Annotated in this window: 15 protein-coding genes; 9 read left to right on the top strand and 6 right to left on the bottom strand. The window is 40.9% G+C overall.

All coding sequences use genetic code 11. The features are described from left to right. Positions 1-44: 44 nt before the first annotated feature. Positions 45-1,433, bottom strand: a complete 1,389-nt coding sequence (gene mdtD / locus A7P55_RS07475; RefSeq protein ID WP_171551648.1) for a multidrug transporter subunit MdtD — start codon at positions 1,431-1,433, stop codon at positions 45-47. 164 nt (positions 1,434-1,597) lie between these two features. Here mdtD and A7P55_RS07470 point away from each other — a divergent pair, with 164 nt between their 5' ends. Continuing rightward, positions 1,598-3,385, top strand: coding sequence for a choice-of-anchor I family protein (locus tag A7P55_RS07470; protein ID WP_171551647.1), 1,788 nt, complete (start codon positions 1,598-1,600; stop codon positions 3,383-3,385). Positions 3,386-3,440: 55 nt separating this feature from the next. Here the strand turns inward: A7P55_RS07470 and A7P55_RS07465 are convergent, their stop codons facing one another. After that, entirely contained in the window at positions 3,441-4,067 is a 627-nt protein-coding gene (locus tag A7P55_RS07465; protein WP_171550325.1) for a TIGR00730 family Rossman fold protein, read from the bottom strand. A gap of 326 nt (positions 4,068-4,393) precedes the next feature. On the opposite strand from A7P55_RS07465, the gene A7P55_RS07460 reads away from it, so the two are divergent. From A7P55_RS07460 to A7P55_RS07445, 4 genes are all read left to right on the top strand, one after another. Further along, positions 4,394-5,977, top strand: coding sequence for a TerC family protein (locus A7P55_RS07460; RefSeq protein WP_171551646.1), 1,584 nt, complete (start codon positions 4,394-4,396; stop codon positions 5,975-5,977). An 81-nt stretch (positions 5,978-6,058) separates the two neighbouring features. Further along, complete coding sequence (locus A7P55_RS07455) at positions 6,059-6,529, top strand: YchJ family protein (RefSeq protein ID WP_171551645.1); 471 nt, start codon at positions 6,059-6,061, stop codon at positions 6,527-6,529. Positions 6,530-6,581: 52 nt separating this feature from the next. Next, positions 6,582-7,226: a trimeric intracellular cation channel family protein gene (locus A7P55_RS07450; protein ID WP_004802075.1), complete on the top strand. Its 645-nt coding sequence runs from the start codon at positions 6,582-6,584 to the stop codon at positions 7,224-7,226. Between the two features lie 7 nt (positions 7,227-7,233). Then, positions 7,234-7,842: a hypothetical protein gene (locus A7P55_RS07445; RefSeq protein ID WP_171551644.1), complete on the top strand. Its 609-nt coding sequence runs from the start codon at positions 7,234-7,236 to the stop codon at positions 7,840-7,842. A gap of 179 nt (positions 7,843-8,021) precedes the next feature. On the opposite strand, the gene A7P55_RS07440 is transcribed toward A7P55_RS07445, so the two are convergent. The 3 genes from A7P55_RS07440 to A7P55_RS07430 form a co-directional block, all read right to left on the bottom strand. Next, on the bottom strand, positions 8,022-8,357 hold the full coding sequence (locus A7P55_RS07440) for a hypothetical protein (RefSeq protein ID WP_171551643.1): 336 nt from the start codon (positions 8,355-8,357) through the stop codon (positions 8,022-8,024). 355 nt (positions 8,358-8,712) lie between these two features. Beyond that, entirely contained in the window at positions 8,713-9,480 is a 768-nt protein-coding gene (locus tag A7P55_RS07435) for a hypothetical protein (protein ID WP_252727839.1), read from the bottom strand. Continuing rightward, positions 9,464-9,970: a PAAR domain-containing protein gene (locus A7P55_RS07430; RefSeq protein ID WP_171551641.1), complete on the bottom strand. Its 507-nt coding sequence runs from the start codon at positions 9,968-9,970 to the stop codon at positions 9,464-9,466. The genes A7P55_RS07435 and A7P55_RS07430 overlap by 17 nt, the downstream gene beginning before the upstream one ends. Positions 9,971-10,247: 277 nt before the next feature. On the opposite strand from A7P55_RS07430, the gene parC reads away from it, so the two are divergent. Then, positions 10,248-12,467, top strand: a complete 2,220-nt coding sequence (gene parC, locus A7P55_RS07425) for a DNA topoisomerase IV subunit A (protein WP_171551640.1) — start codon at positions 10,248-10,250, stop codon at positions 12,465-12,467. 156 nt (positions 12,468-12,623) lie between these two features. Further along, entirely contained in the window at positions 12,624-14,303 is a 1,680-nt protein-coding gene (locus A7P55_RS07420) for a long-chain-fatty-acid--CoA ligase (protein WP_005191709.1), read from the top strand. Between the two features lie 76 nt (positions 14,304-14,379). On the opposite strand, the gene A7P55_RS07415 is transcribed toward A7P55_RS07420, so the two are convergent. Then, positions 14,380-14,775: a hypothetical protein gene (locus A7P55_RS07415; protein ID WP_171551639.1), complete on the bottom strand. Its 396-nt coding sequence runs from the start codon at positions 14,773-14,775 to the stop codon at positions 14,380-14,382. A 150-nt stretch (positions 14,776-14,925) separates the two neighbouring features. On the opposite strand from A7P55_RS07415, the gene A7P55_RS07410 reads away from it, so the two are divergent. Continuing rightward, positions 14,926-15,324, top strand: a complete 399-nt coding sequence (locus tag A7P55_RS07410) for an MAPEG family protein (protein WP_004802081.1) — start codon at positions 14,926-14,928, stop codon at positions 15,322-15,324. Positions 15,325-15,440: 116 nt separating this feature from the next. Next, positions 15,441-15,968 (top strand): inorganic diphosphatase, encoded by a 528-nt coding sequence (gene ppa, locus A7P55_RS07405; protein ID WP_004656389.1) that lies wholly within the window; start codon positions 15,441-15,443, stop codon positions 15,966-15,968. The last annotated feature ends 1 nt before the right edge of the window (position 15,969 follow it).

Genomic DNA, 15,969 nt, shown 5'->3' with positions numbered 1-15,969 from the left:
TTCCTTATTCTATTTATTGGACGACGAACTTTAGATCCGTAAATTTAATCTGTGGTTTCTTTGGGGATTTGCCAAAATACCATGGCGGTAATGATGTTCATACAGCCAAGCGTAATCAAAGTGGCGTGGAAGGCGGTGCTAATCGAAGCACTGGGGAACTGTTGCCCAAACAGATTGATTAACGTTCCAGCTAAGGCCACCCCGATACTCATTGAAAGCATCATAATCATCGACAAGAAGCTATTGCCGCTACTGGCATCCTGTTGTGCTAAGTCTTTCAAAGTCAGCGTATTCATGCCTACGAATTGCAGTGAATTGAGCGTACCAAAGATAAACAGGTGCAGGACTTTTAACCACAATGGCGTTGTTGCGGTCATCAGAGAAAAACTGGCGATACATAAACCGACTAAAACGGTATTGGTGAGTAAGAAACGACGATAACCAACCCGTTGAATCAAGGGACGAATAATCGGTTTGGAAAATAATGAACCCAGTACCATTGGAATCATCATTAAACCGGTATAGAAAGGTTCAAAGCCAAAGGCGACTTGTAGCATCAGCGGTAGAATGAAGGGAATGGCATTACTACCGAGGCGGGCAAAGAAATTGCCCAGTACGCCGATGGAAAAGATTTTGTAGCGAAATAAGCGACCATGAAACAGGGCGTTTTGATGCGTATGCGCATGGTAGGCATAAGCGCCAGCTGCCAACAGTCCCGAAATCAATAAAACCACGCTGATCCAGCGGGAATATTGCGATGCGGCTATATTTTCAATCCCGAGAGACAAGCCTACCATGGCGACCATTAACAGGATAAAGCCACTTAAATCGAAGGATTTGACACTTGGTTCTTTCTGGTTGGGCATGACTTTGAAGGTCATGATCATTCCCAAGATTCCCATCGGAATATTCATTAAAAAGATCCAGTGCCAAGTGGTCACTTCGACCAGCCACCCCCCTAAAGTCGGCCCCATTAACGGGCCAATCAAGCCTGCAAGACTCATCAGGCTCATCGCGGAAAGGAATTGTGAGCGTGGAATCAGTTTTAACAGTGCCAAGCGGCCCACGGGCATCAGCAAGGCACCACCAACGCCTTGAATGACACGGAAAAATAATAATTGTTCTAGGTTTTGCGACAAGCCACAGCCCAGCGAGGCCAAGCTGAAAATCACCATGGAGCTGAGATAAATATTGCGGATGCCAAAACGATCGGCCAACCAGCCACTGAGCGGAATACAGGCCGCAACCGACAGCACATAGGCCACAATGACGCCGTGCATTTGCAGGGGATTTTCATTGAGTTGTACTGCCATTGCAGGAATCGCGGTGTTGACGATGGTGGTGTCCAAGGCTTGCATAAAAAAGCCAATCGAGACCAAGAGCACCAACATTCGGAATTCAGGCTGTACCGCTTGATGTGTTGTCGTTGTCATGAGCCATGATGGATAAAAAGGCAGTTTTAGTTTAATGCAACTGTGCGTGAAATAAAGCCTAAAATTGTCAAAGAGTGGTCATGAAACTGACATTAAAGTGTCATCGAATTTGCATCACCAATGACTAGATTAGCCATACAGAATAAATTGTATGGAATTTGATCATGAAATTTAAGATTTCAGTATTACTGGCAGCATTATTGTCGGTGGGATTAGTGGCGTGTAATGATGACAACGACAATAACAAAACAGATACTCCGGCAGAAGTAGTTGAAGCAACCCCTGAAACGATTAAGTTAAGTTTATTAGGACGTTATGAAACCAATGTTTTCGCCAAAAGTGCTGCTGAAATTCCCGCTTATGATGCTGCAAGCAAACGTCTATTTGTGGTCAATGCCCAGAAGGGTTTAGTCGATGTTTTAGATGCCTCTAAACCTGAAAAGCCCGTTCATCTTGCAGAGCTTTCTGCCCGTACCTATTTAGCCAATTCGGAAGTGAACAGCGTTGCGGTTAAAAATGGCATTGTTGCAATTGCGGTTCAAGCTGAAAACAAAACTGATGCGGGTATCGTGGTATTTTTTAATGCCAAAGATTTAAGTTTTATCAGCAAGGTCGCAGTGGGTTCATTGCCGGATATGTTGAGTTTTAGTCCCGATGGCAAAACTGTTTTGGTGGCCAATGAAGGCGAGCCAAATGATGACTACTCGGTTGATCCTGAAGGTTCAGTCAGCATTATTGATATCAGCAATATTCAACAACCGAAAGCCAGCGTAGCTGACTTTAAGGCATGGAATACGCAAAAGGCGGATTTAATCGCCAAAGGGGTGCGTATTTTTGGGCCAAAAGCGAGTGTGGCTCAGGACCTAGAACCTGAATATATAACCATTTCTGCAGACAGCAAAACGGCTTGGGTGACATTGCAGGAAAATAATGCCATTGCTCGAATTGATATCACACAGCAGAAAGTGACGGATATTTATCCATTGGGCTATAAAGATCATGGGCAAATTGGCAATGAGCTGGATGTCAGTGATAAAGACAAAAAGATTGATATCAAGACTTGGGCAGGCTTGGTCGGGATGTATCAACCTGATTCGATTGCCAATTATCAAGCCAATGGTCAAACCTATCTGGTCACGGCCAATGAAGGCGATAGCCGTGAATGGTTGAAGGATTCCAAAGCCTATTATGCGGGCGATACCAGTAAAGGTTTTGTAGAAAATATTCGCATGAAGCATTTGTTTAACAGCAAAGGCTTTAATAAAGATGGTGATTATCCAGCGCATTTACAACAATTGGCAGCAGGGGTGAAAGGGGCAAAACTCAATCCAGTAACCTTTGCGTATTGTGGCGCTACTGCGACAACTGCGGGTGCATGCCGTGAAGATGCAGCATTGGGGCGTCTCAATATTGCGTGGAACATGGGTTATCAAACCAATGCCGATGGTTCAGCCAAACTGGATGCCAATGGTTTGCTCACTTACGACAAACTCTATGCTTATGGCACGCGTTCATTCAGTATCTGGAATACCCAAGGTCAGTTAGTTTGGGACTCAGGCAGCGAGTTTGAAAAGAAAACCGCTGAATTGTTCCCGAACTATTTTAATAGTGACCACGAAGCGGTGGCCTTTGATGACCGTAGTGATAATAAAGGCCCTGAGCCTGAGGGTGTTGCTATCGGTACGATTGGCAAGAAAACCTTTGCTTTTATTGGCTTAGAGCGAATGAGTGGGGTGATGGTGTATGATATCACCACACCGAATAAACCCAAGTTTATTGAATATTTTACGACACGTAATTTTGTTGAAACCGATGCGGCAAAACAGGGTGATTTAGGACCTGAAGGCTTGATCTTTATTGCTGCAAAAGACTCACCAAACGGCAAGCCTTTATTGGTGGTAGGGAATGAAGTCAGTGGTTCAACTGTGGTATATCAAGTGAATGTACAATAAGTTCTCAATATAAAAAAAGCGGATCTTCTTGATCCGCTTTTTTTATGGGTATGTTTTAGACTTCGATATGGCTGGGTGTGTTTAAGTTTTTAATCACACTTGAAATTTGTTCCAGTGTTTCACAAATAATCACTTTGGCGCGATGCTGTGGTGGTAAAAAGCCTTCTTCTACCGCGTGATCAAGCTGTGCAATCAGGGCATCATAAAAACGATTGACGTTATAAATAATCATCGGCTTCTGATGTTGATTGAGCTGTCCCCATGTGGCAATTTCCAGAATTTCTTCAAAAGTTCCTAGACCACCAGGTAGGGCAATAAAGGCACTGGCACGTTCGGCCATCAGGGCTTTACGTTCATGCATGCTGTTGACGATATGTAATTCGGTCAGTTTATGGTGGGCAATTTCATAATCCAGCATAAATTCTGGAATCACACCCACCACTTCGCCACTATGTTCCAGTACAGTATCCGCAACTTGCCCCATCAGACCAATACTGGCACCGCCGTAGACAATACCAAAGCCTTGATTGGCAATATGCTGGGCAAGCTCAATGGCTTTGTCTCGGTAAATTGGCTTGTTGCCTGTACGCGAACCGCAATATAACGCAATAAGAGATTGAGTGGTTTTTATAGGGGGAGAGCTTATGGTTTTCTTTTCAGTCATTATCAGAACACTATTCATTCGTTTATTTTTACCTTATCATTTTCGCTGTGCTTGTCTAGGCTAAATCAGGTTTGTGACAGTTTTATGCACATTTTACATACAATGTACTTTTGTTGCGCCTCGAAAGAATTTGAAAACATCCTCAACACAAAAAAAGATGAATTTCACTGAAATCTTGCCTATACTAAAAATCCTTTTATTAATTTATGTACCTCTATGAGTAGTGGTTGTTGTCGCTCCGCATTGTTCTTATTTCCTAAAAAAAATGTTTTGGCTGTTTGTGCCGACCTTTTAAAATCTCAACTTCATAACAATATTGCTGATTTTGCAGAGGAGTCACCTCAATGATTCTGGAATGGATGTCAGATCCAGCTGCATGGGTTGGTTTAGCCACATTGGTGGTGCTTGAAATTGTACTGGGTATTGATAACCTTGTTTTTATTGCAATTTTGGCAGAAAAATTACCACCAGAACAACGTAATGCTGCGCGTAAAATTGGTTTGATTCTCGCCCTGTTAATGCGTTTGATCTTGCTTGCTTCGATCGCATGGGTGGTGACATTAACTACACCGCTGTTCCATATTTTTGATCATCCGTTCTCTGGACGTGATTTGATTCTGCTGTTTGGTGGTGTGTTCTTATTGTTTAAGGGCACCATGGAACTGCATGAGCGGATTGAAGGTACACAAGCACATAAAGAAGAAAATCCAGTGCATGCCGTGTTCTGGATGGTGGTGGTGCAGATCGTGGTCCTTGATGCGGTATTCTCGCTTGACAGTGTGATCACTGCAGTGGGGATGGTGAAAGAGCTTTCAGTGATGATGATCGCGGTAACGATTGCGATTGGTATCATGTTGCTGGCTTCACGCCCATTGATGGATTTCGTGAATAAGCATCCAACCGTGGTGATCTTGTGTCTTGGCTTCCTGATGATGATTGGTTTCTCATTGGTGGTTGAAGGCTTCGGTTTCCATATTCCGAAAGGTTATTTATACGCTGCGATTGGTTTCTCGGTGTTGGTGGAAATGGTCAACCAAACCATGCGTCGTAACCAAGAGAAATTGGTCACCACCACTGATTTACGTTACCGCACTGCTTCTGCGGTACTGCGTATGCTCGGTAATAAGAGCAATGGTAACGAAGGTCAAAACAAAGAAGCTGAAGATGTGTTAGCGACACAGGCCTACGCCAAAGAAGTCTTTGATGAAGACAATGGGGTATATCATAGTGTCTTGGTTCAAGGGGTGTTGGGTTTATCTGAGCGTCCAGTTAAGTCAGTAATGACACCACGTCCCGAGTTGGAATGGTTAGACTTGGATGATGACCCCGCTGAGTTAAAAGAACGTTTAATGGCAATGACCCATTCGCGTTTGATCATTGCCCGTGGTGAGTTAGACAATATCGAAGGGATTGTTCTCACCCATAAAGTATTAAATGAATACATCGAAACAGGTGCCATTGATTTCAGTAAACACTTACGCGAGCCTGTGATCGTGCATGAAAATGCGCAAGTGCTGATGGTGATGGAACAGTTACGTCAAGCACCGCTGCAAATGGCGATTGTCCTGAACGAATATGGTTCGATTGAAGGGATAGCTACTCCAATTGATATGTTAGAAGCGATTGCGGGTGAATTCCCTGATGAAGATGAATTGGAAGCAACTGCAGAAAGTCTAGATGATGGTTCGATGTTGTTAGAAGGTTCAACCGATATTCGTCATGTTTCTTTGTTATTGGGCAAAGATTTGGTCGATGAAAGCGAAGAATACTCTACTTTGTCGGGCTATATCTTATTCCATCTAGGTCGTTTACCTGAAAATGGTGACATGATTGAAGTGGATGGTTATCGTTTTGAGGTGGTGACAATGGATGGGCACAAAATTGAAAAAGTGCGCATTATTGCGAAAGAGAAGACGACCGAGAAATAATTAAGTTTGAGCAAATAGCCTTTGAGTTTGGCCTTGTGATACAAGGTTTTTCTCAGGGCTATTTTTATTTGAGAATTGGAAATGACATCATCACAAAATTGTCCATGTGGACAAGGGCAATATGCTGCGTGCTGTCAGCCTTTGCACTTAAAACAGCAAGTTGCTCAAACTGCAGAGCAATTGATGCGCTCGCGTTATAGTGCTTTTGCTTTGAAGCAGATTGACTATATTTTGCAAACGACAGCCTTGGGCCAACAAAGCACTTTAGATCGGGCAGCGATTGCTGACTGGAGTCAATCGAACCAATGGCTCAAACTGGACGTGGTGCAGCATCAGCCCAAGCTAGACAAAACCCATGCGCTGGTTGAATTTAAGGCACATTATCATGATGGTACACAAGCTCATATTCATCATGAAATTTCACATTTTGTATTACACCAACAGCAGTGGTATTTCCTTGACCCGACTCTGGACATGAAAATCACCATGAAACAACCCTGTGTTTGTGGCTCGGGGAAAAAATTTAAGCAATGTTGTGCACAATTCATCTAAGTTTGTCTTAGAATAGCGCACACTTTTACGCCTGATTTAGGGATGTAGGCAGATGTTACTCACCGTGATTTATATTATTGCCATTACTGCGGAAGCGATGACAGGCGCATTGTCCGCAGGTCGACGCAGTATGGACTGGTTTGGTGTGGTACTGATTGCCTGTGTCACGGCATTGGGCGGTGGCTCGGTACGTGATGTGCTACTCGGACATTATCCTTTAACCTGGGTCAAACATCCTGAATATTTGGTGCTGACCTGTATTGCAGCCTTCGTCACCATTATTATTGCCAAATGGATGCGCCATCTGCGCAATATCTTCTTGGTTCTAGATGCCTTGGGCTTAATCGGCTTTACCATTATTGGTTGTCAGATTGCTTTGTCGATGGGACATGGTTTTGTGGTGTCTGCGGTAGCAGGGGTGCTCACTGGGGTGTCGGGCGGTATTCTGCGTGATATCTTGTGTAATGACGTACCGTTGGTGTTCCGCCGTGAGTTGTATGCCAGTATTTCCTTTGTCGCCGTGATTTGTTATTGGGTCTGTTTGGAAGTTGGCTTGCCACACGATCTTACTGTGATTTTCACCTTGGTCTTTGGCTTTACGCTTCGTTTGATTGCGATTTATTTTGGTCTGGAAATGCCGAAATTTATCTATAAAGAAGATGATGCCGAGTCTGCTTCTTCCACAGATGAGCATTGAGATTAAAATGGATAGAGAGAAAATTGAGCAGATAAGAAAAGAACTCTCTATCCCACTTACATACGCGATAAAACTTTTAAAAGAAAACCAAAATGATGTATCTGCCGCAATAATTAATTTTCATCAAGATAATATTGAAAAAGTGATTCAAGCCACTGAATGTCAAATCTCGGTCGCCCAAGATATCTATCAATGTTGTAATTTCGATGTTGAAAAGGCGATTAAAAAAATCCAGTCACAAGTGATGCTCCTTACAACACGTGAAAATCAACAAAAAACCAAGAATGAAATAGGTTTTATTCTTTGGGCTGAATCTGAAAGTCATAAAACCAGTTCAAATGATATTTTTATTCCAGTGCATGATTTTGATTATATTTTAGATACTTTTAGAGTCGCTTGTTCTGTAGACCAATTGGGCAATACTTTGTCGGGAAACAATTTTGATATATGTGGATACAACTACCTAGATCATCATACATGTACCCTTATCTTCAATGAGATGCTAAAAATTCCTGCAAATAATTTAGCGATAGAAAAATTTTTAAAAGCTTTAATCAGTTGGTGGCGTGACCAGTTAAAGCGTGCTAAATATATCGTAGTTTATGGCAATTTATGATACATCTCATTCACTCTGGTTTATGAAGTCTTAGATGTTAAAAAGAATTACTATAGGTACTTATTAGTCTCATTCGATCGAAATTGATGGTTACGTACCCTTTGATATTCATTTCAATGAAAAATCTCCAGATTTGTATTGGAGAGGTGGTAATGCCCAATTACCATGCTTTTAAATTATTAATGAATTTTATTTTTATTTCTAGTTAATGTTATTCTAATAATAAGAATAATAAATATAACTACTGAAAATAAAAAGTATATTCCTCCATAAAAAAGATGTGATTTATAACCCTTATAGATAAACATTGGTAATAGTTCTTGCTGAGTATAGCCAATAGAAGCTTTTTCAAAAAAATAACTTATAATTAAGGCGTATAAACCAGAGAAAACAAAAAATGATAGAATTTTATTCACTTTATCTTTTATGAGAAAAATAGAGTTCAAACTTAAGGAAGCAATGAGTATCGTAAAGATGACAGCATAAACAGTTATCCAATAATTATAATCTTCCATTTTATTACCTATTTCTTTTTTTAAAATTCAATGTAGTATTCTTTGTTAAAAAGTTTCTTAATATAATTATTATTAAAATTGCAATTGAGAAAATGCTATATATGGACCCGTAAAAAAAATTTTTTTTGTATCCAGTGTAAATGAATTTAGATAGAAGTTCTTGCTGGGTGTAATCAATATAGGCTTTTTGAAAAATGTAAGTTAAAATAAAAGAATATAGACCAGAAAAAACGAAGAAGAATAGAATTTTATTCACTTTATCTTTTATGAAAAAAAGAGAGTTAACACTTAAGGAAGCAATGAGTATCGTAAAGACGGCAGCGTAAACAGTTATCCAATAGTTATAATCTTCCATTTATTCACCTAAAGCTTTTTTGATAAATGAGGGTGATATTCTTCCCTCCATACGTGTCTTTGCAATAACTTTGCCGTTATTATAGATCACCCGTTCCTCATGTCGGTAATCTTGCTTGGCAATTTCTTTAGTTCCACCACGATTGGGATTGGCAAAGTCGGAATGACCAATTACCACACTTTTACTTTTACCCGCCTTAAATAAAGCGATTGATAGCAAAGCAGAAAGCGTATCACTTCGACGATCGAAAGCAGTATGGCAGCCATGTATTTCTATTTTTGATTCATTAGTAAACACTTTAAAATTAATATCTGAAATTGTGTATGAGTTAGCCCAATTGTTGGAACCGTATGGTCTCCAATAATTTATTTTAGTCCTGATATTGTTATACAGATTCGATTCTAGATTTTGAGAATCAACTTCTTTTTTTGTTATATTTTTATGCAAAGATGCACCTATTACCGTATAAAGCCCTTCTTCTGAACCATGTCCAAAAATATCTAGGGATTGGATAGAGTTTTCTTTTTGCGCATTTATTGTATCAATCAGCTGTTTTATTCCTTGAGAGATAAAATAAGATTTAACAGGTAAATCATTTTTATAGTCTTTAACCACATTTTTGGATGCATGGAAAAAAGCCCCATTGTCAGCTAAAGATTTTGCACCACCATATAGAACTAGACGAACAGGCAAATTCATTTTGACCTGTTCAACTTGAGCATTTTGTTTGGTCGTTGTGCGATATTCGTTTTTAGTAACCATGATCATCAGACTCTTCTATTCTTATGCTGATTCCTTCAGCTTGTTCTTTTTCATTTAATTTATGCGTATGGCCTGAAGCATCGGTTGTCCCTTGGATTTTTTCACCACTTGCAAGTTCAATGACATATTTCACATGGGCAAGTGGTTGTTGATCATCTTCATTGATGAGTTGAAATTGACCAGAGTAGCGTTGTGAGGATTCTGCTCGAAATGCTGATGGGCATGGTGCGCCGCCTGCATCGCCAATGACATGACTTTGTTTGGGTTGTAAAGAAGCGCCACAGGAAAATAAATCACCCACAAAGGCAACCGCGATACCATCAAAGATGACATGGTCATTACTTTTTAATAAGGTTGACCAGCATTTGCAACGTGGACAAAAAAAGCCATCCCCAGCCCTTAAAAATAATTGTCCATTGAAGGAACTCCTTTGTTGTGTTGCTTGTACAAAACCACCATGATTTGTCGTTGATCCATTAACTCCAAATGCTCTCATTTTTTGATTCCTGTTCTTTTTTTTAAATTTAATATAAAAAAATAATTAAATTATTCTTAATAATAGTTGGGGTTCATGGCTTTGTTAATATTTTTTACTTTTTATATACAAAGGTGGCGTAGGAGTGGAACTACAGAATGTCTAGAAAAGAAGTTATGCCTTAACCAACAAGACACCATTTGACGTTTAAACAACAACAAGGGCTTGTCACAACGCCTGCATCCACATAGCATACAAAATATTGACGATAATAAATGATTTTGGATGACTCGCTGAAATGACCAGCCTTGCACATCATGCAACAGAAAACCGTTCCGTAGCCGAATTCACTGAGCAGGCTTACTTGAACTATGCCATGTACGTGATTATGGATCGTGCATTGCCCCATATCAGTGATGGTTTAAAACCTGTACAGCGCCGTATTGTCTATGCGATGAGCGAGCTGGGCTTGAAATCGACAGGTAAACCGAAAAAGTCGGCACGTACCGTCGGTGACGTACTCGGTAAATACCATCCACATGGTGACTCAGCCTGTTATGAAGCGATGGTATTGATGGCACAACCATTTAGCTATCGTTACCCATTGGTGGAAGGTCAGGGCAACTGGGGTTCACCCGATGATCCAAAATCATTTGCAGCCATGCGTTATACCGAAGCCAAACTATCGGCTTATAGTGAGTTATTGCTGAGCGAACTCGGACAGGGTACCAGCGAATGGCAGGATAACTTTGATGGTTCCATGAAAGAACCCATCACCTTACCTGCACGTATTCCCAATATTCTGTTGAATGGTACAACTGGGATTGCGGTGGGGATGGCGACCGATATCCCGCCACACAATTTACGTGAAGTGGTGAAGGGCACGATTGCGCTGATTCGTAACCCTGAAACCACCGATGAAAAATTAGCAGAGTATATTCCTGCACCAGATTTACCGACCAAAGCCGAGATTATTACTCCGCCTGAAGAATTACTGAAAATCCAAACCACAGGCCGTGGTAGTTACCGTGTTCGCGCGGTGTATACGGTCGAGAAAAATGAAATCGTGATTAGCGAATTGCCGTATCAGGTTTCTGGTTCAAAGGTTGTGACTCAAATTGCTGATCAAATGATTGCCAAGAAGTTGCCTTTGGTTGCTGATATTCGTGATGAATCTGATCATCGCAATCCAACGCGTTTGGTGATTGTACTTCGTTCTAACCGTGTCGATGCAGAAACGGTGATGAGTCACTTGTTTGCAACCACGGATTTAGAATCTAGCTATCGTGTCAATCTGAACATGATAGGAGCCGACGGTCGACCACAGGTGAAATCGATTCGCCGTATTCTTCTCGAATGGATTGAGATTCGTAAGCAAACGGTGACGCGTCGTTTGCAATACCATTTAACCAAAATTGAAAAGCGTTTACATATCTTGGCAGGTCTTTTAATTGCCTACTTGGATATTGATACCGTGATTCGGATTATTCGTGAAGAAGACCAGCCAAAACCTGTATTGATGCAGCATTTTGGTATTGATGAAATTCAAGCGGAAGCGATTCTAGAACTCAAACTTCGTCATTTGGCTAAGCTTGAAGAAATGGAAATTCGCCGTGAGCAAGAAGAACTGGAAGCCAAGGCTGCTATCATTCGTGAGCAATTGGCAAATCCTGAATCATTGAAAAATTTGATTATCGGCGAGTTAAAAGAAGACGCGAAAAAATTTGGTGATGATCGCCGTTCACCAATCGTTGCCCGTGCAGATGCGGTACAGATTAAAGAACAAGATTTAATGCCAGCTGAAGCAGTGACTGTGGTGTTGTCGGAAGCAGGTTGGGTCCGCGCGGCCAAAGGTGCGGAAGTAGATGCCGCTAATCTCAACTTCCGAGCAGGGGACCAATATTTAAGTCATGCTGTGGGTAAGACCAATCAGCGGGTGTACTTCTTGGATGAAACAGGGCGTAGTTATGCCTTGCCAATTAGCAGCTTACCTTCGGCGCGTGGCTTAGGAGAACCGCTCAGTTCAAAACTATCTCCAGCCAGTGGGGTTTCATTTATTCAAGTCTTTATTGATGACGATAATAGTGAATTACTTGCGGTCAGTTCTAAAGGTTATGGTTTTAAAACCCAAGCTGCACAATTGGATACCAATGCCAAAGCTGGTAAGGCGTTCTTGACGGTTGCAGATCAGGGAACGGCTTTGCCATTGCTGCCAATTCAGCAAGCAAGCCATGTTGCAATTCTCAGTTCATCAGGGCGCTTACTGATTATTGATTTAGCAGAACTTCCTGTTTTGAATAAAGGTAAAGGTAACAAGTTGATACAACTTGATGAAAAAGAGCAAATTTTATCCATGACAACCCTGAGTTTAGATGAAATAATCCAAGTCGCTGCAGGACAACAGCATCTAAAACTGAAAGGGGACGATCTCCAAAAATATCTAGGAAAAAGAGCAACAAAGGGGCAACTTTTACCACGCGGATATCAAAAAGCAAATAGACTCTTCATTCAGAGATAAGGCTAGTATTCTGTGATACAAATACGTTATATATGACAATGTATTCATATTGTTTGAATAGATTGACAGGGCAATTCAAAAAGTTAAAAAAAATGTTTTGTCATGGACGTAACGTTGTTACATTTTTAAGGATTACCACTCGGAGATAATGGCATTATGGAAAAGATTTGGTTTGCTGAATACCAAAAGACAGGAATTCCAGAAACAGTTGAACTGCCTGCTGAAAACACCTCACTTGTTGATATTTTTGAACGCAATTTCCAAAAATTTGGTTCACGTGATGCCTTTATCTTCATGGATAAAGTTTTAACGTTTAATGAATTAGAAGTCGCTAGCCGTAAATTTGCTGCTTATTTACAAAGCTTAGGTCTAGCTAAAGGATCACGTGTTGCGGTGATGATGCCGAACGTTTTCCAATACCCTGTGGTTGCTTTAGGTGTATTCCGTGCAGGTTTGGTGCTTGTAAACGTGAATCCACTGTACACAGCGCGTGAGCTTGAGCATCAATTGAATGACTCTGGTGCTGAAGTGTTGGTAATCATTGAAAACTTTGCCAGCGTTTATCAAAGCATTATTGGTAAAACACCTGTGAAGCATGTTGTGGTGGCTTCTGTGGGGGACATGTTGGGTACATTAAAAGGTACCTTGGTCAACTTTGTGTTACGTAAAGTGCGTAAGCAAATTCCAGCGTGGAATATCCCTGGGCATACCAAATTCAATGCTGCATTAAGCAAAGCCAATCCAAGCAACTATAAGCGTCCAAGCTTAACCTTAAGTGATACTGCGGTACTCCAATACACAGGTGGTACAACAGGTGTTTCTAAAGGGGCTGAATTGACGCATCGTAACCTTGTTGCAAATTTACTTCAGTGTGAAGCAATTTTCTCAAGCAAGTTTGGTGCTTCTGACAGCGCGAAAGGTGATCGCATTGTTTGTGCATTGCCGCTTTATCATATCTTTGCGTTCATGGTATGTGCGCTTTACGGTATGTACAAAGGTCAAGCCAATATCTTGATTCCGAACCCACGTGACTTGCCAGCAGTGGTGGGTGAATTACGTAAATACCAACCTTCATTCTTCCCAGCGGTAAACACCTTGTTTAATGCTTTAGTGAACAATGAAGAATTCAAACAACTTGACCATAGCAATCTGAAGATGGCAATGGGCGGTGGTATGGCGGTATTGCCTTCAACTGCGGCAGCATGGAAAAAGATCACAGGTACAACTATTATCGAAGGTTATGGCTTATCTGAGACTTCACCTGTTGCAACGGCGAACCCACCTGCAACAACTGAATTCAGTGGCACCATTGGTATTCCATTGCCATTAACAGAAGTTGCAATTTTGGATGATGACGGTAAAGAAGTTGCACTGGGTGAACAAGGTGAAATTTCAATCCGTGGTCCTCAAGTCATGAAAGGCTATTGGAACCGCGCAGATGAAACAGCCAAAGTGATGACCGCTGACAATTTCTTCCGTACCGGTGATATCGGTGTGATGGATTCACGTGGTTATGTGAAGATTGTTGACCGTAAAAAAGACATGATTTTGGTATCTGGTTTTAACGTTTATCCAAGTGAAATTGAAGAAGTGATTGCGAAACATCCAAAAGTATTGGAAGTGGCTGCGATTGGTGTTCCAGATGAAAAATCAGGTGAAGTGCCAAAATTATTCATCGTGAAAAAAGATCCTTCTTTAACCACTGAAGAAATTATTGCTTATGCAAAACAAAACCTAACAGGTTATAAGTGCCCACGTTATGTTGAGTTTATGGAAGAATTACCGAAGTCAAACGTAGGTAAAATCTTACGTAAAGACTTACGTAAACCAGCTTAAGAATCCCACCTAGCCTCCCTTTAAAAAAGGGAGGTACTGGAAAAGCGCCGCAATTGCGGCGCTTTTTTATTTGGATTTATTTAGTACTATTATTTGATTTCATGAGCCAGCGATCGATATAAGGACGCCCGATACCAACAATACCGACAAATACCAGCATGGTCGCGAGTTGAAAGCGTAAACGCGTTGGATCAATACCATTAAAACTAAAATAATTATCACCAACAGCATACAGCACAATCACTGCGAGCCAGTGCCATAGAGCCAAACGGTAAATGCCAACCGCATAAAAGGCAACTGTTAGAATGACAAATGTGCCTAAGGTGGACTGCCAATTCAGATTGGCACAAATCACACTGAGTAAAAATGCCATGATTGGGAGCACGACTTTCAAGACACGATCAACTAAAAGCTGATGTTGTCGTTGCTGTGCCAAAACATCAAACATTTCTTTTTGATCTTGCTGTTGCATAGTTTGACCTTAAAACTGTATGAAAAAACACAACTTTTACACAAAAACGCGGTGTAAAAGAAACGCTTGTAGAACAAGCACAAATGAAAGTTCAATAAATTATAGATTATGATAGCATGATCAGAAGAACTTCAAATGATGGATCTCAGCATGCAAGGTATTAGCGGCATTATATTGATGATTATAGTCGCATGTTTGTTGCCGTATGTGTTTACCTTGATTGCAAAATCGAAAGGTGGTTTTCAAGCAAAAGATAATCAAAACCCGCGTGAGTTTTTAGCCAAAACCACTGGCTTGTCTGCACGAGCCAATGCCGTGCAGCAGAATAGCTTTGAAAGTTTACCTTTGTTTATTGCTGCGATTTTGATGGCAGAATATATGGTCGTGCCAGAACGCTTTATTCTTACGCTAGGTTGGGCATATATCGTATTCCGTGTGATTTATGGCATCTGTTATCTAGCCAATTTGGCAACTTTGCGTTCAATCATTTGGTTTTTCTCTCTGCTTTGTCCAATTCTACTGTTCGTGATTACCATCAAAATGACTTAAGCGCTGCTGGATAGAAAATTCTCCAGCTGTTTGCATATCTAGCATCATTTTCATTGTATTCACGTTATAATCTGTCAGATTTACATCTGACTTCACAATATTAAACGAGTGTTGATATGAGTTATAGCAATATTCCTGCGGGTAAAGACGCGCCTAATGACATCTATGTCATCATCGAAATTCCTGCAAATGCAGCGCCAATCAAATATGAAATCGATAAAGATTCAGATGCGTTATTTGTAGACCGTTTCATGGGTACAGCAATGTTCTACCCAGCAAACTACGGTTATGTACCAAATACTTTGTCTGAAGATGGTGACCCATTAGACGTACTTGTTGTAACTCCACATCCTGTTGCTGCTGGTTCTGTGATTCGTTGCCGCCCAGTAGGCAAATTAAAAATGGAAGATGATGGTGGTATTGATGCGAAACTTATCGCTGTTCCACACGAAAAATTATCTCCATTGTATAAAGATGTTCAAGAATATACAGATCTTCCACCGTTATTGATCAGCCAAGTTGAGCATTTCTTTGCTCACTATAAAGATTTAGAGCCTGGTAAGTGGGTAAAAATCAGTGGTTGGGAAGGTGCTGACGTTGCGAAAGCTGAAGTACTTAAAGCAATCGAAGCGGCTAAAAAGTAAC

It is taken from the genome of Acinetobacter sp. Ac_5812 (assembly GCF_013072695.1).
GTDB lineage: Bacteria > Pseudomonadota > Gammaproteobacteria > Pseudomonadales > Moraxellaceae > Acinetobacter.
The sequence above is the reverse complement of the archived record's forward strand: the minus strand, read 5'-3'. Positions and strand labels throughout refer to the sequence as shown.